General features: G+C 40.9%; 13 protein-coding genes. 9 read left to right on the plus strand and 4 right to left on the minus strand.

The window, feature by feature from the left end; all coding sequences use genetic code 11:
• Positions 1-114 precede the first annotated feature (114 nt).
• The 4 genes from AC0VYA_RS08410 to AC0VYA_RS08425 form a co-directional block, all read right to left on the minus strand.
• Positions 115-1,701 carry an ABC-F family ATPase gene (locus AC0VYA_RS08410; RefSeq protein WP_041713575.1) on the minus strand — a complete coding sequence of 529 codons (1,587 nt, stop codon included), beginning with the start codon at positions 1,699-1,701 and terminating at the stop codon, positions 115-117.
• Between the two features lie 442 nt (positions 1,702-2,143).
• Positions 2,144-2,500 (minus strand): outer membrane protein assembly factor BamE, encoded by a 357-nt coding sequence (locus AC0VYA_RS08415; protein WP_011574538.1) that lies wholly within the window; start codon positions 2,498-2,500, stop codon positions 2,144-2,146.
• 113 nt (positions 2,501-2,613) lie between these two features.
• A complete protein-coding gene (recN, locus tag AC0VYA_RS08420; RefSeq protein WP_475490688.1) occupies positions 2,614-4,287 on the minus strand; it encodes a DNA repair protein RecN in 1,674 nt (557 codons plus the stop codon).
• Positions 4,288-4,671: 384 nt separating this feature from the next.
• Positions 4,672-4,896 (minus strand): hypothetical protein, encoded by a 225-nt coding sequence (locus AC0VYA_RS08425; protein WP_475490689.1) that lies wholly within the window; start codon positions 4,894-4,896, stop codon positions 4,672-4,674.
• Between the two features lie 1,052 nt (positions 4,897-5,948).
• On the opposite strand from AC0VYA_RS08425, the gene AC0VYA_RS08430 reads away from it, so the two are divergent.
• The 9 genes from AC0VYA_RS08430 (at position 5,949) to AC0VYA_RS08470 (ending at position 20,859) form a co-directional block, all read left to right on the plus strand.
• Positions 5,949-7,451, plus strand: coding sequence for a sigma-54 interaction domain-containing protein (locus AC0VYA_RS08430; RefSeq protein WP_475490690.1), 1,503 nt, complete (start codon positions 5,949-5,951; stop codon positions 7,449-7,451).
• A 63-nt stretch (positions 7,452-7,514) separates the two neighbouring features.
• Positions 7,515-11,057, plus strand: a complete 3,543-nt coding sequence (hsdR, locus tag AC0VYA_RS08435) for a type I restriction-modification system endonuclease (protein WP_475490691.1) — start codon at positions 7,515-7,517, stop codon at positions 11,055-11,057.
• Positions 11,058-11,216: 159 nt separating this feature from the next.
• The gene (locus AC0VYA_RS08440; RefSeq protein WP_475490692.1) at positions 11,217-12,821 is read left to right on the plus strand and encodes an N-6 DNA methylase; all 1,605 of its coding nucleotides are present in this window, start codon (positions 11,217-11,219) and stop codon (positions 12,819-12,821) included.
• Positions 12,818-14,236 (plus strand): restriction endonuclease subunit S, encoded by a 1,419-nt coding sequence (locus AC0VYA_RS08445; protein ID WP_475490693.1) that lies wholly within the window; start codon positions 12,818-12,820, stop codon positions 14,234-14,236. Before AC0VYA_RS08440 ends, AC0VYA_RS08445 begins: the two co-directional genes overlap by 4 nt.
• A gap of 118 nt (positions 14,237-14,354) precedes the next feature.
• Positions 14,355-15,749 (plus strand): zincin-like metallopeptidase domain-containing protein, encoded by a 1,395-nt coding sequence (locus AC0VYA_RS08450; protein ID WP_475490694.1) that lies wholly within the window; start codon positions 14,355-14,357, stop codon positions 15,747-15,749.
• A 33-nt stretch (positions 15,750-15,782) separates the two neighbouring features.
• Positions 15,783-16,109: a hypothetical protein gene (locus AC0VYA_RS08455; protein ID WP_475490695.1), complete on the plus strand. Its 327-nt coding sequence runs from the start codon at positions 15,783-15,785 to the stop codon at positions 16,107-16,109.
• A 25-nt stretch (positions 16,110-16,134) separates the two neighbouring features.
• Positions 16,135-18,213 (plus strand): hypothetical protein, encoded by a 2,079-nt coding sequence (locus AC0VYA_RS08460; RefSeq protein WP_475490696.1) that lies wholly within the window; start codon positions 16,135-16,137, stop codon positions 18,211-18,213.
• Positions 18,213-18,878: a chemotaxis protein MotB gene (locus tag AC0VYA_RS08465; RefSeq protein ID WP_475490697.1), complete on the plus strand. Its 666-nt coding sequence runs from the start codon at positions 18,213-18,215 to the stop codon at positions 18,876-18,878. The genes AC0VYA_RS08460 and AC0VYA_RS08465 overlap by 1 nt, the downstream gene beginning before the upstream one ends.
• Positions 18,865-20,859 (plus strand): EH signature domain-containing protein, encoded by a 1,995-nt coding sequence (locus AC0VYA_RS08470; RefSeq protein ID WP_475490698.1) that lies wholly within the window; start codon positions 18,865-18,867, stop codon positions 20,857-20,859. The genes AC0VYA_RS08465 and AC0VYA_RS08470 overlap by 14 nt, the downstream gene beginning before the upstream one ends.
• Positions 20,860-20,888 lie beyond the last annotated feature (29 nt).

The following is a 20,888-nucleotide window of genomic DNA, read 5'->3' on the forward strand; positions in this document are numbered from 1 at the left end:
TCAACGTTTGCTTATACAGCTGTCTGTATAAGCTACTTGAATCCAAAAAAAAGCCTGAATCATGTTATATGATTCAGGCTTTTTTGTGGCTAGAGCGTCCCCCCAAACCGGAGGTTAAGCACCTAAGCTTTCTAAATAACTTTCATAGTTACCACGGAAATCAACAATTCCATTTGGTGTTATTTCAATGATGCGGGTAGCAACTGAAGATACAAACTCTCGGTCATGACTGACGAATATCAGCGTGCCCGCGTAGTTTTCTAACGCTAAGTTTAATGATTCAATCGATTCCATGTCCATGTGGTTGGTCGGCTCATCCATCACCAAAATATTAGGGCGCTGAAGCATCAATTTGCCAAACATCATACGGCCTTGTTCACCGCCGGATATGACTTTCACCGATTTGGTGATCTCATTTTGAGAGAAAAGCAAGCGACCTAATGTACCGCGCATGACTTGCTCGTCATCACCCTCTTGAGCCCACTGATACATCCATTCCATGAGCGTCATTTCTTTTTCGAACTCATGAGCATGATCTTGGGCGTAATAACCGATATTCGAGTTCTCGGACCATTTGACTTCGCCTGCTGTTAAATCAGTATCTCCGACTAAACACTTCAACAGGGTGGTTTTACCCAAACCATTTTCGCCGATAACTGCGATACGTTCGCCAACTTCAACCATCAAGTCTAAACCGTTGAACAACTCCTTTTCATAGGATTTCTTCAATCCCGTTAACTCTAATGCGTTACGGTGTAACTTCTTCGTTTGCTCGAAGCGAATGAAAGGGGTCTGACGACTTGAAGGTTTAATGTCATCCAGTTTGATCTTGTCTATCTGCTTAGCGCGAGACGTGGCTTGCTTAGACTTAGATGCATTCGCCGAGAAGCGGCTAACAAAGGTACGCAGTTCAGCGATCTGCGCTTTTTTCTTAGCGTTATCTGATACTAAGCGTTCTCTGGCTTGAGTAGAGGCGGTCATATACTCATCATAGTTACCAGGGAATAAGCGAATTTCGCCATAATCCAAATCGGCCATATGGGTGCACACACTGTTTAAAAAATGGCGATCGTGCGAGATGATGATCATGGAGCAATTACGCTCGTTTAGCACGCCTTCTAGCCAACGAATGGTGTTAATGTCCAAGTTGTTGGTAGGCTCATCAAGTAGCATGATATCTGGATCTGAAAAGATTACTTGAGCAAGCAGTACGCGAAGTTTCCAACCTGGTGCTATCTCACTCATAGGGCCATAGTGTTGTTCTACCGGAATACCCACACCGATTAATAACTCGCCGGCACGTGCTTCTGCGGTGTAGCCATCCATTTCAGCGAACTCTGATTCTAAATCGGCAACGCGAATACCGTCTTCTTCCGTCATTTCAGGGTTAGCATAAATAGCATCACGCTCTGCTTTGACTTTCCACAGTTCATTGTGTCCCATCACTACAGTATCAATAACACTGTACTCTTCGTATGCGAACTGGTCTTGCTTCAATTTACCGATACGCTCACCTGGGTCGGTGGAAACGTTCCCGGCAGATTGCTCTAAGTCTCCCCCAAGTATCTTCATAAAGGTTGATTTACCACAGCCATTTGCGCCGATTAAGCCGTAACGATTTCCGTTACCAAATTTAACTGATACATTTTCAAATAATGGCTTTTCGCCAAATTGCATAGTGATGTTTGCGGTCGTTAACAATGTTTTCTTCCGAGTAATTTAGGTGAATGTGTTGAAGGTGTTATTCCTCGCCACTAATCAATTACGCTAGCGATTTGTGCTTAAGCTGACAGATTAGAAAACAGCGCCCTGTGATTAAACGTTAACTTTAATTTGGCGCGACTGTTTGAGGAAAATAATTCGGCGCGTATTATGCCACAAGCATGTATGACTCGGCTAATTTTAGCCTGAATTACCGACAGTTTTATGACAAAGGTGATAGATGCAGACAACTTAAGTAGCTTGATATCTAAAGAAACAACTTACATCAGGGCGTTTATTTATGTGTTAAAAACGCATGCGGGCAAGTCTATGGGAAATTGGAACGTATGGCGGGGCAGTGAGCTGATATCGATTAATCTGTTCTTTTACATAAAGTAAAAATACAAACTAACCGATACTGCTGAGCTATCGTGAGCAGGCGTTACTCATCAAGGGGAGTATTAAAGTCTTCGGATAATTCAAAGTCACCTGTCACTTCGCTTACGCGATTATCGACAAAGTGTAGGGTTAATTCTTTACGGAAATCTTTACCACGCTTAGCCATCCCGCGCTTCATTTGATACAAGTAGTACCACGTATCATGATCAAACGAGTCCTCTACTACGGGCTTTCCTAACACGTACTCCACTTGCTCTTTAGTCATGTTAATGCGTAATTTACTAACATCACGCTCATCTAAAAAGTTACCTTGTGGTACATCAATTCGATAAATCCAATCAGCACAAGCAGACAACATCAATGAGGCGGCAATCACCGCCAATATATTTCTAAACTTCATTCTTATTTAATTTCTCAGCTATTAGGTAAATAAAGACCCTACAAGTACTTCGCTAAAGGTCCATAGGCGAAGCATCCTAACTCAGCCAAGACAGCCTAATCAATGCATAATTGTTAAGAATTACTGATTTGTAGTAACTCTTTGGCGTTGGCGAGGGCAGAATCCGTCAATTTGTCTCCAGCTAGTAGACGTGCCAACTCCTCAATTCGTTCATTTTCTTGTAAAGAAATCATATGAGTTTCTGTGGTTTTCTTGTCACTGAACTTGGTAACGAACATTTGGTTGTGCGCGCGTGCTGCCACTTGGGGTAAATGCGTTACGCAAATTACCTGACAGGTTTCACCTAATTTACGCAGTAAATGCCCCACCACTGAAGCGGTGGAACCACTAATACCGGTATCAACTTCGTCAAAAATCATGGTTGCTACCTGACTGTTATGAGAGCTGATCACTTGAATTGCAAGACCAATCCGCGACAACTCGCCACCAGAGACAACCTTTTCAATTTTATCAAGGGCTTGTCCTTTATTGGTCGACACTTTGAATTGAATATTGTCCAAACCATGCTTGCTAGGAGATGCACTGACCTGCGGCTCAACTTCAATTTTAAATATCGTGTCGCCCATATTCATTTTGTGAATCTGGCTTTCCACCTGCTTGGCTAATTTGCTTGCGGCTTTAGTACGCGACAAGCTAAGTTGTTCGCAGCTTTTGAAGTAAAGCTTTTCTAGGGCTGAGAGTTCGTCCTGCATGCTATCCAACATTTGGTCATCTTCAGAAAGCTGAGACAATTCTTGGGTCAATGTTTGGTGGTAGGTATATAACTCTTCCGCTTTAACGTGATGCTTTCTGGCTAAATCTAACGCTTGAGAGTAGCGCGCTTCAACCTGCTGCATTTTCATTGGGTCTATTTCTAACTGATCAGTGTAATCTCTAAGCTCTTGAGCAGCTTCATCAATTTGAATACTCGCTTCATTTAACAATGCTAAAATCGGAGAAAGGGTCGGGTCGTGATCCTGCAATTCCGTCAATCTATCAATACTATTTTGCACCGCAGATAGGGCATTAAAGTCATCGGCTTCATATAGTTGATAAAAACTCAACTGAGTCTGCTCCAGCAAGGCTTGACTATTACTGAGTCTTTTATGCTCACTTTCCAGTTCAGAAAACTCACCCTCGCCGATGGCAAATTCATCTAACTCAGAGACTTGATACGACAAAAGCTGAAAACGATCCGCACGCTGTTGCTGACCCGCCAATAACTCACGATAAATTTTCTGTTTATGTTGAAGGCTTTGGTAGTACTGGGCCACATTATTTAAAAGAGAAGGGTGCTCGGCAAAGTTGTCCAGCAATTCGCGCTGTGTATCGGCTTTTAGAATCTGTTGGTGGGCATGCTGACCATGAATACTTAACAAGTATTGCCCTAAACATTTCAGCTGGCCTAAGGGTACAGGTGTGCCATTCACGAAGGCTTTCGAGCGGCCTTCGCTAGAGATGACTCGTCTGATTAAGCAATCATTTCCATCGTCTAATTCGTGCTCTTTTAACCATTTTGCAGCAAGTGACAATTTACTCACATCAAAAGATGCACAGATTTCGGCCTTGTCAGCACCGCTGCGCACGAAACCCGCTTCGGCCCTATCGCCTAAACACAACCCTAATGCATCCACTGAAATGGACTTACCAGCGCCAGTTTCACCTGTGACCGCTGTCATACCTTGGGATAAATCGATGTCCAGAGATTTAACCACAGCAAAATTTCGAATTGAGAGATGAAGTAACATATATTTACCTGTTCAAATATACAGTAGCTGTAAATATATACATATTTTTGAGGCTGTCTAGTAGTTTGTAGGTTTTAGTGACAGTGTCATTTTTTACAATCGAATGTAATTGTTTAAAATCAATGAGTTAGGTGTTTGTGGGCGCTCGTTTTTTACGCAATTATAAAAATAAATTCTTTTACTTTATTTTGTAGGCTACTGGTGGTGCCTGATGTCGTCTTACTAATGTAAGAAGATGCTAGGTGGAGGTTATAAGCTTGTGTAATAAGTTTACGTAGGGAGGTAGTTTGTTTGAGCCACTTAATCGACGCTAAACTTTATCAAGATTGTCTAGGAAGGTGTGTCCGTCAATTAAATCAATTTCACTTAGGTTTTCTAATCGTTTTAGTCATTTCTTCGGCCTCTTTGCGCAAGTTCTTCCGTAGCAGCAAGTCTTTCCATTTCTGCAACATCGCAATGTAAATGATCTTCGCAGCGAAAGATAATTTTCTTTGTGATGCTGTTCGGTTTGTCCGGTGAAGAGGCAATGATCTCAGTTTTAATATCGACATGCTTTTTACTACATGCTGAGCATTCAGCATTATAGAAATCAATTTCGTATGTTTGCATTACTAGCTCCGTCGAAGTCTTTTCTGTGGAAATTGAGCCTTTATATGTGGCTATGGGGTGAGGTTGTTATTTAGCTGGATTTGAGGGGATATTGCCAAGACTTTATGGAAATATAGAGTTGAGAACAGACAACTAAATAGTCTTTCTCATTTGACTATGCTACCGTCATAATTGGCGTGATGAAAATCTCTAACTTATTAATTTAACTAAAATTAATTCCATTTCACGAATTATTTTAAGTAAATTTAAATCAATGTTTTATTACTTTAAATTATCAAAGAAAAGTGATGGACATCCATTATGTCCGTTAGCTTCGAAAATCGTAGAAGCAAATCCTTTCTGGCTCTTTAAGCCACCTATGCGGTGGTGATGGACATCCATTATGTCCGTTAGCTTCGAAAGACGTAGAAGCAAGTCCTCTATGGTTCTTTAAGCCACCGATTAGGTGGTGCTGGGATCCATTATTCCCAATGTCTACTAGTAAAGTATAAGTAAATCCTATGCGGTTCTTTAAACCACCGATTAGGTGGTGATGGGATCCATTATTCCCAATGTCTACTTGTAAAGTAGAAGTAGATCCTATGCGGTTCTTTAAACCACCGATTAGGTGGTGATGAACATCCATTGTGCTCATTATCTGATAACTCACAGCTCAAATCTGATGATCTAATTCTGTTACTTGCTTATCAAGATGTACTTACATTATAACTAAGTTATCTGTGTGCCAACGATTATTTTTGTTTTAAAACAATGGTTTATGTATGTCGCGCATATATTTATAGAGAGGGAAGTTAACTATCTGAAAAATTAAAAATAAATAACAAACCTCATTTTTCAGTTTAATAAAAATAATTTTCCCGCAAACTCTATGGGCTAAGTGTGTCACAAGGTAAATCAATATAGTCGGCTTATGTCTTTGTGGTTAATGTGTCTTTGGCTTCGGCGGAGCTAAAGATTAAAGGAAGACACAACATCAGGAAAAATCTAAATGTAATTATTATTTAAAAATGTAATATTAATTACACTTAAGCACATCAAACGGATTTTTGTAAATGAATACATTGCTAACGTGGCTTGGAAAAACAGACATTGATAAAGCTCACGAAAATCAAGAAGCAGCCCTTGCTACTATCGCACTTAATAACGATAAACCTTTTGATAAAATTGTGATCTTGGCGAGTGCTTGGGATTCTGAATGGGAAGGGTATCTAGGTTGGTTGAAAGCTAGGTTAGTGGCATCAAAAAGACCATACGCAGACGTTGCCATTCATAGAGCAAAAATTAAAACGCCTATCGATTATGAAACCATCCTTTCTGAGTCTAATATTTGGATCGACAAACTATCTAACGAAAGCAAAAAGTTAACCATTAGCTTGACCTCGGGCACACCCGCCATGATAGCCACGGCCGTTATCTTAGGTAAAGCCAGATCAAATGTTGAGTTCATTCAGTCTTCGGAAAAAGTCGGAATAATAAAACCAAACATCCCTGTAGATTTTGCGAAGGCATATGTCAAATCAGCTGCCAAAGGCATGGCGAATAAAGCGTTGAAAGATCCTAACGCGGCTAAAAGCCTCAGCGAAATTATCGCCAAATCGCCTGATATGCTCGATGTTATACGCAAAGCTAAAATTTTAGCGGGATCTGAGTTACCTGTATTGGTCTTGGGTGAAACCGGAACTGGTAAAGAAGTCATGTCCAATGCTATTCATATTGATAGCTTAAGGGCTGATAAGCCTTTTAAAGCCGTAAACTGTGGAGCGTTACCCCAATCGTTAGTTGACACAATATTGTTTGGGCATGAAAAAGGCGCATTTACCGGAGCAAACAAACAGCATAAAGGACTTTTTGAACAAGCAGATGGCGGGACATTATTCTTAGACGAAGTCGGAGAGTTGCCTGCGGAGGTGCAAGTCAAGTTACTTAGAGTTTTGCAAGAAGGCAGCATAACTCGTGTCGGCGGGAGTGAATCTATACATATTGATGTCAGAATTATAGCAGCAACCCACCGAGATCTTTTAAAGATGGTTGAAGCAAAGGATTTCAGAGAAGACCTTTTTTATCGTTTAGCAGTAGGTGTCATCCACATTCCTAGTTTACGAGAGCGAACTCAAGACATTCCACTATTAGTAGCAGAGTTAATGGCTGAAATTAATGCCGCTACTGCAACTCAACATTCCAATAAAAGTAAAAATGTTTCCGTAAAGGGAATGGAGTTTATTCTAAGTCAGCCTTGGCCGGGTAATATCCGTGAACTGTGGAATACATTGAATCGAGCCTCTCTATGGGGGAAAGACGGTGAAGTCACAGAAATAGATCTGAATGATGCGATAATAAATCGCTCTATAACTCATGAAATGTCTGACGTAACACTATCTTTTAATGATAAAGTCGACATTATCCAACTCACTGATCAATATCAAAAAAATTATGTTCACACTGCATTAAAAGCAAGCGGGAACGTTAAGAAACATGCCACGCAAATGTTAGGGTTGAAAGATCATCAAACCCTCAGCAATTGGATGAAGCGTTTGGATATCGATTCAGGAAAGTAACGACGGGCTATTAGTTGGTATTAAAGTTGCGAAGCCCCACTAAGTGAAAGGAGTACTTAGTCAGTGAAAAAATCAAATTTTGAATTCTTAAAAGGTGTTAATGATATTCTTTACCGTATTGCGCTTGCGGCTGAAAAGAATTTCCCTGACGATCCCAACACTACTCTTATTAAACTTCGTATATTTGGTGAAGCTTCAGCGAAAAACATCGCTAAACTACTCGATATTGAAATCCCGCCGACGCAACACGATTTAATTCGAGAGTTAGCAAAAGTCTCATGGGTTGATGACGCAATCATCAACGTATTTCATTCACTGCGTAAAGTGGGCAATCAAGCAGTTCATGATTATCATAATGATCTTGATGATGCTGAAATGGCACTTCGATTAGCGTATCGCTTAAGCGTCTGGTACTACCGTTTAGTTAAAAATGATGCTGATTTTGCAGCTCCTATTTTTGTATTACCATCCGGCCACCGTGAAGCCGAGTATCAGCTTGAAGTCACCGAACTAAAACAAGCCTTGCAGCAAGCATTAAACACCAATACACAAACTGACGCACAGCTTGAAACGAATAAAAATAAACTAATTGCCCTTAGTGGGTATATTTCTATTTTAGAAAGTAAGCAAGAAGAAACTCAAGCGCAAACAGCCGCAAGAGTGGATGCTCTTGAAGCCGAACTCAAACAAAAAGACCAAGAACTTGCTAAGAAAACTGACGCTGAGCGTGAAACCTATAAACAGGAAATCACCCAACGTGCAGCCGCTCGTCGTCTAGATTTATCTGAAAAAGAAACCCGTTTTATTATTGACCAACAGTTACGTGATGCAGGATGGGCTGCCGACACGAAAGCTTTAAATTATGCTAACGGGACGCGTCCGCAACTAGGTAAAAATCTAGCTATAGCAGAATGGCCCACCGACATAGATGAGACCGGTAAACCAGGCTTTGCAGATTACGTATTATTTGTTGGATTAAAACCAATGGGCGTAGTCGAAGCTAAAAAAATTAATATCGATGTATGTGCAAAGCTAACCGAATCACACCGTTATAGTATTTATTTCAACTACGAGCATTTGAATAGTGAGATTTTAAGTCAAGCGGTGAAAGATCCCATCAACCGCGAAAAAATTGAAGGGAAAATAGCTGAGCAGAGTAAAGGTTATTTAACCTCATGGCCTGAGACAACAAAGCTAGAGGCGCGTAGGTATAAAATCCCATTTGTATTTTCAGCAAATGGGCGTAACTATCAAAGGCAGATACTCACTAAAAGTGGTATCTGGTATCGGGACGTTCGTAAAGTCAGTAATGATGCTAAAGCATTACCCGCATGGCACACGCCTGGCGAGCTTAAGGCCAAGCTCGCCAGTGATAACAACGCAGCGCATCAATGGTTAGAAAACAACAAGCCAACCGATTTGGGCTTACGTTATTTTCAAGAAGAAGCGGTTACCGCCACCGAGCAAGCCATCAAAAGTGGCCAGCAAAATATTCTGCTAGCAATGGCAACAGGTACAGGTAAAACCCGAACGGCAATAGCATTAATGTACCGCTTAGTGCAGTCACGTCGCTTTAATCGTGTATTATTTTTGGTGGATCGCCGCTCACTAGGCGAGCAAGCACTTAATTCATTTGACGATACTCGTATTAACGACGTGCCTTTTAATACCATCTTCAACATCAAGGGGTTAACCGATAAATTTCCATCGGGGGCCACGAAAATACATGTGGCCACTATACAATCATTGGTTAAACGCACGCTACAAAGTGACGAGTTTATGCCAGTAGAGCGCTACGACTGTATTATTGTCGACGAAGCGCACCGTGGCTATATTCTTGATAAAGAACAAACCGATGGCGAAATGGAGTTTCGAGACCAATTAGATTACGTGTCTACCTATCGGCGTATTCTCGACCATTTTGATGCCGTTAAAATTGGTTTAACCGCCACACCAGCGTTACATACTACTAAGATATTCGGTTTACCTGTGTATCGTTATAGTTACCGTAAAGCCGTAATCGATGGTTATCTAACTGACCAAGAACCACCTATTAAAATAGTGACTAAGCTCAACCGAGATGGCATTTATTTAGATAAAGGCACCGAAGTTACGCGGCTTACTAATCAAGGTGAGTTAGTTGAAGATACCTTAGAAGATGAACAAGACTTCGACGTTGCTAATTTTAACCGTGATATTATTGCCCCCAGTTTTACCAAAGTAGTGGCTAAATCTTTGGCAAGTGCACTAAACCCAACAGAGCATCAAAAAACTTTAATTTTTTGTGTCAACAATACTCACGCCGATATGGTGGTTGAGGAATTACGTGCTGCTTGTAAGCTTGAGCATCCAGAATTAGAACACGACGCCATTATTAAAATCACCGGTACCAGCGACAAAGATCCTAAAAAAATTCAAAGTATGATCACTCGCTTCAAAAAAGAGCGACTCCCCAATATTGTGGTTACCGTAGACTTACTAACAACAGGTATCGACATACCCAGTATTTGCAACTTGGTGTTTTTGCGTAAGGTAAAAAGTCGTATTTTGTATGAGCAAATGAAAGGTCGCGCTACACGCTTATGTCCAGAAGTGGGCAAAAATAGCTTTAAAATCTATGATGCGGTTGACCTATACGACACCCTAGAATCGGTTGACACTATGCGTCCAGTAGTTGTGCACCCTAAGGTCGAACTCAAGACCTTGGTCAACGAGATCGCCGATCCACAAACCTATAAAACCCTAGAGGCAGATGGCCGCAGTTTTGCAGTGCATAGCCACGAACAACTGGTGGCCAAAGTACAACGTATTGTTACCCACGGCCTGTTTAACCGTGAAAAATCAACCGGTATAGAACGAAGTATTAAACGCCTCGACGAAACGCTAGAGCAAAGCGCAGGTTGTAATTTTGCCAGCCTTGCGCACACCCTAAAAATCCAAGGGCCAGAGCAAAGTGCTGTCATATTTAGCCAGTTGCCAAAACTGATTGAGAACCTCGAAGATCTTAAAAAACAAATTAATGAGCTACGCGGCGAGCCTATTTTTACCGACATCGACGATGAGTTGATAGAGATGAAGCAAGGTTTTGGCGAATATGACACACCACAAGATTTTCTTGAAGCTTTCGATAAACTAGTCGCCCAAAGCGAAAACAAAAAAGCCGCATTACGCACCGTTATAGCCAAACCTAAAGACTTAACTCGGAAAGCGCTATTAGAGTTGCAAGAATGGTTTGACGCCCAATCGTTCGACGAATCAACCCTACGTGTAGCATGGCAAAAAACCACTAACCAAGACATAGCTGCCCGTTTAATAGGCCATATTCGCCGTGCTGCATTAGGGGATGCACTGCTACCTTTTGACCAACGAGTAGATAACGCCCTACATAAAATTCAACAACAAAAAGACTGGAACCCAGAGCAAATAAGCTGGTTAGAACGCCTTGCCAACAGTTTAAAAGAACAAGTCGCCATCGACGATGACACCTTCAAAACCGGCAACTACAAACGCCGTGGTGGTAAACAAAAACTAGAAGCCATATTCGACGGAAAGCTTGAGCACATACTCGAACAATTTAATGATTTTATGTGGGAACAACCCGCATAAATATAATTTATAGATTAAACAAAACATAAGCCAAGATGATCGAAGCTTTAACAAAGTGGTCAAAATTTCAGGAGTATGAGCTTAGTAAACTATGTGATTACGACGGAAAATACAGACAATGCCGTTAAAGGTTAGAGCATGAAGGCGATGGGAAGAAGAATGAACAACAATGATTTAGTCGCCAAACTCTGGAAAATGTGTGACAACCTACGCGACGGTGGTGTGTCTTACCAAAACTACGTAAACGAACTCGCTTCACTGCTGTTCTTAAAAATGACCGAACAAACCGGCCAAGAAACCGAGTTACTGCCACAAGGCCAACGCTGGGAAGATTTAAAAGCCAAAATAGGGCTAGAGCAATTACAATTTTACCGTGAAATGCTAGTAAAACTGGGTAATGACGAACATGCCATAGTGCGTGCAATTTTTCAAAACGTAAATACCACTATTACCAACGCAGGCCAATTAACTGAGCTAGTCAGTACCATGGACGGACTCGATTGGTTCGAAACAGGTGTTGCAGGTAAGGTAGTTAAAAGCCGTGATGACTTTGGCGACATGTACGAAGGGCTATTACAAAAAAACGCCAACGAAACTAAATCGGGCGCAGGCCAATACTTCACCCCAAGGCCGCTTATTAGCACTATGGTGAAATTGCTAAAACCTCAACCTCGCGAGATAATCCAAGATCCCGCCGCAGGCACCGCGGGCTTTTTAATCGAAGCCGACAAATACATTAAAAGCCAAACCAACGACCTAGACGACTTAGACGACCTAGGCCAAGAATTTCAAATGAAAAGTGCCTTTGTAGGGCTAGAACTCGTGCCTGAAACCCGCCGCTTAGCTTTGATGAATTGCTTGTTGCACGACATCGAAGGTAAAGCTGATGTAGGCGGTGCTATACGTTTAGGTAACAGCCTAGGTAACGATGGTGAGAAATTGCCCAAAGCCAATGTGATTTTAACCAACCCACCTTTTGGCAGCGCCTCAAGCACAAACATTACCCGCACTTTTGTTTACCCAACATCAAACAAACAATTGTGTTTTATGCAGCATATCTACAACAGTTTAGAGCCAGGTGGCCGAGCGGCTGTAGTCATTCCCGATAACGTGTTATTCGAAGCCGGTGTAGGCACGCGCATTCGCATCGACTTTATGGACAAATGTAATCTGCACACTATTTTACGCCTACCCACAGGCATTTTTTACGCCGCGGGGGTAAAAACCAACGTGTTGTTTTTCCAAAAAGGCACACCACAAAACCCTAACCAAGACAAAGGCTGCACCACCCACACTTGGGTTTACGACTTACGTACCAATATGCAAACCTTCGGTAAACGCAGCCCCTTTACCAATAAATACTTAGAGAGTTTTGAACAAGCTTATGGTGATGATCCCAACGGCCAAAGCGTACGTGAAGAAGGCATTTACAATGTTTTAGGTTGCACAACCGAAGTGGATACAGAGGCAGAAGACAAACTAGAAAACGCCCGCTGGCGCAAGTTCTCCCGTGAGTTTATTAAAGAAAAGGGCGATAGCTTAGACATAAGCTGGCTTAAAGATAACTCAGTGACCGATGCCGCTAATTTACCCGCGCCAGAAGTGCTTGCAACCGAAGCCATGACCGAGCTGACCGAAGCCTTACGTGAAATGAACCAGTTGATGATTGACCTCGGTGCCAGCGATGAAGCCGAAGGTCAAGTGACCTTGTTGGCGGAAGAGTTTGGTTTGGAGAAGAAAGTTGTTGAGGGCGATGCAGTATGACAATGTCCCCAATCGGCTGGGCTAATGTCACAATAGGAGATATTGCAGACGTTTCTACTGGCAGCACTCCAAAACGAACTGAAGATAAATACTGGGATAGTGCTGATTTCCCTTGGTTAACAAGTGCTGTTACGGGTCACTCTATTTGTAAATTAGCGACTCAATTTGTAAGCTCGTTAGCGGTAAAAGAGTGTAGATTGAAAGTATTCCCAAAAGGTACATTATTACTAGCAATGTATGGTGAAGGAAAAACGAGGGGGCAAGTAACAGAAATAGCTATAGACGCTACTTGCAATCAAGCTTGCGCTGCTATCATTAGTAATTCAAAAATTGCGTTAAACGAATTCATCAAATACCGACTTTTGGAAAATTATCAGGCTACTCGTTTGGCAGCGGTCGGTGGAAATCAACCTAATTTGAATTTGAGTAAAGTTAAGTCTATTCCTGTACCCCTTGCACCTAAAAACGAACAAAAGCGTATTGTTGAAAAGCTCGATAGCTTGTTGGCGCAGGTAGACACCATTCAGCAACGCCTGAACAACTTACCCAACATCATCAAACGCTTCCGCCAGTCCGTCCTCGCCGCCGCCGTCTCCGGCAAACTCACCGAGCAATGGCGTGAGTTGAATAGTGTCAACGTTAATATTGATGAACTAAAGCTTAAAATTGTAAATGAAAGAAAAGAGCTTGGTTTTAAAACCCCACGAAATGTTGGAAATATAGATCTTGAATCTGTTCCTTTCGAAATACCTACCTCTTGGAGTTGGGAAATGATGGGGAACCTTAGCGTTAAAATAACTGATGGCGCTCATAATACACCTAAAGTATTTGACGAAGGTCATCCTTATTTAATGGCTAAAGACTTAACTAAAGGTAAACTTAATTTTAGTGAAAATAGATTCATTTCTGAAAAAGATCACCGTGAACTATACAACAAATGTAGGCCTGAAGTTGGTGATCTCTTAATTGTAAATATTGGTGCTGGTACAGGAAACAATGTTTCAGTAAATGTTAGCTTCGAGTTTAGTTTTAAAAATATCGCAATCATTAAAAAACCGAGTTTCATTGAAAGTAAATATTTGAAGTGGTATTTCGATTCACAAAAGCAGAGAATTTTTAATGAACAAACTCGAGGTGGAGCGCAGCCATTTTTAAGTCTCACTGTGTTGAATAATTTAGAGTTTGCACTACCTCCAATCGAAGAACAAACCGAAATCGTCCGACTAGTGGATCAGCATTTCGCCTTAGCCGACACTTTAGAAAAGCACCTAGCCAATGCCAAGCAGCGGGTAGATAACCTCACCCAATCTATTTTAGCCAAAGCCTTTAAAGGGGAGTTAGTACCACAAGACCCCAATGACGAACCCGCCGAACAACTACTAGCGCGCATAAAAGCTGCCCGAGAGGAAGCCTAGCAACTAGAAAAAGCTGCGAAGAAAGTTAAATCCAAATCAGCGAAGAGCTAACCATGGATTTGCGGTGAAAGCGATTGATAATGTTAAATTTGTTAACCATTAAAGAGAGACTTGATAGATGAGTAATATAGCCGAGTTTAAAAGTAATCGATTATTGCAACTTGAGTATTCATTGGCCACAGGAAGATCTATTGAAAGTTTAATGGAAAAAGCAGAGGCACTGCATGGCAATACGCAATTTAATACGTTTTTACAACAGACCCCAAGGCTCGATTGGTTAGATTACGATAAGTCCCTCAACGCTAATATTTCCGTGATTAGAACGGTGGCTAAGAGCTTGTCTGAGCTAGAACAAGGTGTATGTTATTCAATCACTGAAATAGTCGATGAGCTTAAAGGTAAACACGCTACCACTCGCTTAGATAAAATATTTCCAATGCTTGAATCTGATTTTTGGGGTGGTGTTACCAAAGGTGAATTGCTGCCTTTGTTAAAAGAGTTTACGTTCTGGCTAGATTACATAGACGAACTTGTTTTACCCGATGACCTTGATTCTGCTGACGCGTTACTAAAATTTTTACAACAACCGTTATTTAAACAGGTGACACGGTTAGGTGAGTTGACCGAATTAGTACCAGCGAACTGGGATTTAGATGCGAACGTTTTTCAAAATATACTTAAAGGCATTTCACACTCTGACAAAGAGTTTGTTCAGGAGTGGTTGTCTAGCGTGTCGTCCAGCCACCACTATAACGCTAAATCTCATCGTGAGTATAAATCCCTTTACACGTGGATGTTTTTATCAATATTAGTTGTACAAAACAACTATAAATTTAATTTGTGGGCGACAAAGAAACAGTGGCTAAAAATGGGGTATAAACTCAAACATGACGCTAAACCAGCTCCCGTTTTCCATTACTTTACTACCAACAATGACAATGACGTTGTTATTACCGACGAGCAAAAAGCGCCGGACACGGTTGGACGCAAAATCTCAATCGTTTATAACGCTGATGAAGTGGTTGGCTTTGGTGGTAAATGCTTTAGTGAGACAAAAGTTACTTCACTACCAATATTAGAACGACGGATTGACGAACTGGACGTTCGTGTAGAGCATCATAATGGCGACGCTTATTACCTCCCTCATGACGACGTAATATTTATGCCTGATAAAGGTTTGTTCAAAGAGAAAGATGCTACAAAAACCTACTACGCGACTTTATTGCATGAAATGGTGCACTGGACAGGGCATGAATCTCGTTGTAATCGAGAATTTGGCGACGGCAATAACGACCCCGCTTATGCTTTTGAAGAGCTAGTGGCTGAAATTGGCTCATCTTTTCTTTGTGCTAGGTTGGGCTTAATAAAACAGGTGCGAACGTCTTCTATTCGTTATATAGCGGGTTGGTTAAGTGATCTAAGCGATATGGGGTGGGACAAAACCATACAGGACGCCGGTATACTTGCTAATCGCGCCAGTAGCTTTATTTATGTCCCCAAGCGTGATGATTAATGAAGGCTAATTAATAAAAGTGATGATGTGAAAATGGATTTTAGCAATATTATTGAACGTATTATCACCCTTAATCATGCTTGGAAAGTAGCTAGGGATGATTTTGGGGCAAAACACTCTATTACTGAGTCCCTTAGACTGCAAAAGTCATCCTGGCAAGCAACACTATTGCGAGACTTTCCCAATACATGCTTTCTACGTAAGGATGAAGATAACGTTGAAGGCGAACCTCTTTTCAGCGTTCGATTAAACAAACCTACCTTAATAAATGGCGCTATGCGTCATGATGCTGAGCATATGCCCGAGCGCATTGCCAAAGATTTATTTCATGCAATTGAGCTAGAAAGCTTGATTCGTTAGGAGAGCAGTAGATATGGAGTCTTCTATGTTAAACCAAGATACTATTATGGGTATTGATGCCATCACATTTTTAATCATTTCCATTATAAGCATCATTTTTATAATGGCTTTAGCATCACAAGTTGGTTATGTCCTCAATGAAAGAAAGCGTCGAAAACCATTTGAGCAAATTAAACGCATCTTAAGTCAAAAAGACGTGATTGTTTTGGAAGAAGAGACTGCTGAGATGCAGCAGTGGTTAAGCCGATCATTACAATTTGACCCGATTGAACAACGTTTGGTCGCTGAAAAGGATGCAAGAGGCTTTAAAACACTCGTTCCTATTTATCAGTTATTGTGTAGTGAACCAAATATTAATGGTAAAGGTATTCCAGCGTTATTAACCAGTATAGGTGTGGCTGGAACATTTCTGGGTATTACCTTGGGCTTGTCTGACTTTAATTTTAATGATGTGGGTGAAAATTCAGCCTCTTTATTACAATCAGCAGTCGTTCTGCTAGAAGGAATGAAAACAGCCTTTTATACATCATTGGCAGGTATGGCGACGTCAGCCATTTTTATGATAGTTGTTCAAGTACATGAAAAATTTCAAATTAATCAAACTCGAAAATTAAATGAGCATTTAGCTAATTTACTTCATGAGGTATCACCAACATATTATCTGCAAAAATTAGTGGCTCAAACTGATAATCAAGATCAATCTAACGCCCAACAAGAATCAGCTCAAGCCATGCAAAATGTAAGTCAACAGCTTGCGACGTTTTTGAATCAGTTTGAAGAGCTTGGTAATAACTTCAACGGTGAAAAAATGGCTGGGCAAATCGCCGATGCGGTAGACCGCACGATGAAAGAATCAATTGCGCCCGTATTGATTGATTTTAAAGAAGAGCTTAAAGCAGTTAGAGAGTTTAAAGAAGATAATAGCGAAGCATTATTAACTCAATTAGTCGCCACTATAAAACAAGAACTAATAGTGCCTGTTACCAGCGAATTGAAGCATACGTCAGATGCTGTAAATACGAGCAATGAATTGTCTCGTCAGTTAAATGAAAACGTAGCGCTCGTGCTTAAGCAGGTGGGGGAGACGGTTGAAACTATCGATAACTTTAACCAAGAAACTATGCAAAAGCTGCAAGCTTTCGCTCAGTCACTCCGTGAGGTATTAGACGGCTTTAAAGCAGATACTGAAGGCACCATGACGCGCATTACTGGCGAAGTTCAGAATGTGTTAGATATTAGCGTAAAGGGGATGACGGCGCAGCGGGAAGCTTTTGATGTAAGCGCGCAGCGAGCAGCTACAGCGTTTGAAGGAATGGGGCAAAAGCTCGAAGACGCATTAGACAAAAGAGCGTTGAGTGAAAAAGCGTTGTTTACCGCTACTGAGCAACGCATTGAAACGCTACTTGAACAAACAAATACAAGTTTTGAAGAGCAAAATAGCGTGCTGAAACAAACAGGCATTGAGGCCAGTAGTTTGATGGAAAGCGCTCGCGTTGAGCTTGAACAAGGCTTGGGCAATATTGACGAAAAAGTGACGGGAATGTCCAGAACCGTTCAGAAAGAATTAGAGAGCTTCCGAGAACAATACCAAGATAATCTTACTCAGTTTTTCACTCAACAAAATAACTTACTTGAAGATACCTTAGGTAAGCAGCGGGATAACCTGGTGGAAGTGGTAGATAAATTTAAGCAAGTTTTCACTGAGGAATATCAAACTCGCCACAATTTACTGCAAGAGTTAACAGCACAGCATGAGCAGCTGCAAAGCTCAGCAACAACCATACAGAGATTAGCTAAAGCGATCGGGTTGACCGAAACCGCTACTATGTCTGAGTTGCAGGATATCGCTAATACAATCGGTAGACACGCTGGCGATCTTAAAAAAGAATACATCATGGCGAGTTCCGCTTTTAAAGAGATCACCGAAGGCTTACCCAAAGCAATGGAGCAATACTTTAAAGAGGCCAATCAAAGCACTGAGTTATTTTTTAGATCTTTCGATGATGCAGCTGGGCGGATCCACAATCGTTTAGCTCAAGCGGCGGATTTCTTAGTGGATGCAAAATTGCAAGACATGAGCTACGACAAAAGTGAGATTGCATAATGTTTTATCAACCTCAGACAAGAGCGCAAAGTAGCATAGATGATAGTGGCGCGTGGTTGTCTATCGGCGATTTAATGTCTGCGTTGTTGATGATATTTGCTCTTATGTTGATTAGCGCCTTGGTACAAATATCCGAGGTGGCTGAGAAAAGTCAAAACAATCGCGTCATGATTATCAAGGGTATTAACGATGCGTTATCTGCTGCCAATATAAGTGTAAGTGCTGATCCTGTGACAGGGGACATTTCAATACTGGATTCGGTGCTGTTTGAAAAGAACGATTATCAATTGAAGGGATCAGGCAAGGTGTTCCTTGATAAGTTTATTCCAATTTATAGCAGTGTGGTGTTTCAGACTCCTGAAACGGCCCAAGAGGTGGTTAGAATCGTACTAGAGGGACATTCGAGTATCGAAGGTGAGTTTAACCATAACATGCGGCTAAGTGTGCTAAGGGCCAATAGCGTATCCCAATATATTGATTCACAAGAGTTCTCTAATAAACAAAAATTCTTCCAAAAACTGCTGGTTTCTGGGCGTGGCTCGTTAGATTCACAAAGTTTAGTCGTGGATGAATCAGACCGAAAAGTCATGTTTAGATTTCAATTCAAAGGCCAAGAGTTTCAAAAAATTATCGGCCAGCGAGAATTAAAAAATGTCGACGAATAGTGGTATTGCTTTTGTTTCGCCAAAATTACCCCTGAGTAACCAGCTTAAGGACGTTAACGCCAGCCCTCACCTAGTCCATGTATTAGGGGAAAGACCTCTACCTTCTTATCCCCCCCTTAGACTGAGTCAAATCCTAAAAATGATTGAAAATGGCTCAGCTGAAGCGGTTACCATCATTGAGTGGTTGAGTGTCTTCAACGATGATTTTGATGTGTTAGGTTCAGAGCAGCAGAATAAGGCGTGTATTCTCCTCTGGAAAGCGATAGGTGAAAATCCGCGTGTAGCCGGTTTGGCTATGCACATGGCTGCTAATTCCATTTCTGACAAAGCTAAAAAGTTCCCAGCATGCTTAATTGATACCATGAGTATTGCCAAAGAGTTCTTAACGGGAAAAAATCAATTAAGAGTTAAGTGGCTTATTGGGCTAAATCAAAAAAACTATGCTCACTGTATAGAACTGTCAATCGCGGCAGGATGCTCACCTTTGAGATTCAGTACAACTCTTAATCTACCAGAGTTAGGTAAATTTCGGGAAGGTGTAATTGATGAATTTGTGCCTTACCTTGAGTCAAGTTTCTCCCCCGACTGCACAAAAGTATTTGAGCTTTGTCTCAAAGACATGACAGAGTTTGAGCAGATAGTCACCTACGATGCTTTAGTGCAGCTAAGTGACAATATTTTAAGTCATTTTGACGAAATTATTCAAAGACGATGTCTGCCCGATTCAAATGAAACGCTCTGGTATGAATTAAGTCAACTTTCAAGAAATAAGCTTAAACAACGTTTCCAACTAGGTGGCTATTTTGTACTTAAAGGCTTAATAGATAAGATCTGTCAAAAAGACAACATAAGCTATCTTGCCTTAAATGAAAAAGATGTCAGACAACTGAAAAGTAGAGCAGATTTTTGGTCAAACTATAGTGATAGTTTTAATCAAACTCGTATTTTAATACCAGCCGACACAGCAGAATTCATTGGTATAAAAGAAGGAACAACCTCTTCAGATATTATCGTTTTACCAAACCTAGCTCAGGAAGATACCGAAGTGTTTATTTTTGAATTGGGTACACAGATAGTGGTTGAAGTTTTGCGGGGGCCTGCCAGTGAAATAAGATTTTTTGACATGACATCGCGAAATCAAGCCAGGCTTTTGAAAGATAAACGGCTTACGTTAAGAAAAATAAGAACGATGGCTTGTGAGTCTATTTTCGACCATGTGAAGCTGTGGCAATACTTCTGTGAAAGAACTCTAAGAGAAAATTTCGGAATTCATCCGAATAAAAATACAACCATACTAAATGGTATGAGTAAAAAAAGAGGATCTTACGAAAGGGATGAAGGTCTAATAAGGCCAAGCGACTCTGATGTAACAGAAAGAGCTGAGCAACTTGAGTTATGGAATAACATTTTTTGGATTCGAGAAGCAAAAGTTAAAAACTTGCAGCCAGATGCTTTGCTTGCTAATGGGTGGAAAGAAATGCAACTTGCTGAACTAGCAAAACTGCAAGGTAAACTCGAAGAGTTCGAAACATTACTTGATAAGGCTGCAAACTATAAAAATTCAGCTGCAATGTGTCTTAAAGCTGTTTCGATATTTACTTCAAAACATCCAACATATAATCAATGGAAAGAAGCTGAGGAGTTAGTAGCCGCTGCCATCTATAGTGGATACGAGCCTGGTAAAACTTTAGTAGAAAAATACAATCTAAAAATTGAAAAGACAGCTTCTCATTTAAAACATGAGCAATTGTCTCGACGAAATAAAGTAGCTAAAAGTAAAGAAAAAATTCCAACAACAATTTTTAATAATATTAGTGAAGGATCTGAGAGACCTTACATCCAATTGAAGGTAGAGGAGCTGGAAATACTTGCTGATAACATTAGCGATAAAAATATGAAAGACGCATTAATTTGGGAGCTTTCATTTCGTCGAACTAATAAACGCAATACTGCACTTCTTAATCGATTAAAATTTACGTAACTAGAAATTGCAACTATTTTTATGTAATA

The sequence above is a fragment of the Paraglaciecola sp. QJM3NY_14 genome, assembly GCF_056173245.1.

Coding starts and splice junctions, on each gene's coding strand:
- AC0VYA_RS08455 (WP_475490695.1), top strand. CDS start 15,783: ATGGATTTTAGCAATATTATTGAACGTATTATCACCCTTAATCATGCT.
- AC0VYA_RS08440 (WP_475490692.1), top strand. CDS start 11,217: ATGAACAACAATGATTTAGTCGCCAAACTCTGGAAAATGTGTGACAAC.
- AC0VYA_RS08460 (WP_475490696.1), top strand. CDS start 16,135: ATGTTAAACCAAGATACTATTATGGGTATTGATGCCATCACATTTTTA.
- AC0VYA_RS08430 (WP_475490690.1), top strand. CDS start 5,949: ATGAATACATTGCTAACGTGGCTTGGAAAAACAGACATTGATAAAGCT.
- AC0VYA_RS08470 (WP_475490698.1), top strand. CDS start 18,865: ATGTCGACGAATAGTGGTATTGCTTTTGTTTCGCCAAAATTACCCCTG.
- AC0VYA_RS08445 (WP_475490693.1), top strand. CDS start 12,818: ATGACAATGTCCCCAATCGGCTGGGCTAATGTCACAATAGGAGATATT.
- AC0VYA_RS08465 (WP_475490697.1), top strand. CDS start 18,213: ATGTTTTATCAACCTCAGACAAGAGCGCAAAGTAGCATAGATGATAGT.
- AC0VYA_RS08415 (WP_011574538.1), bottom strand. CDS start 2,500: ATGAAGTTTAGAAATATATTGGCGGTGATTGCCGCCTCATTGATGTTG.
- AC0VYA_RS08450 (WP_475490694.1), top strand. CDS start 14,355: ATGAGTAATATAGCCGAGTTTAAAAGTAATCGATTATTGCAACTTGAG.
- AC0VYA_RS08425 (WP_475490689.1), bottom strand. CDS start 4,896: ATGCAAACATACGAAATTGATTTCTATAATGCTGAATGCTCAGCATGT.
- recN (WP_475490688.1), bottom strand. CDS start 4,287: ATGTTACTTCATCTCTCAATTCGAAATTTTGCTGTGGTTAAATCTCTG.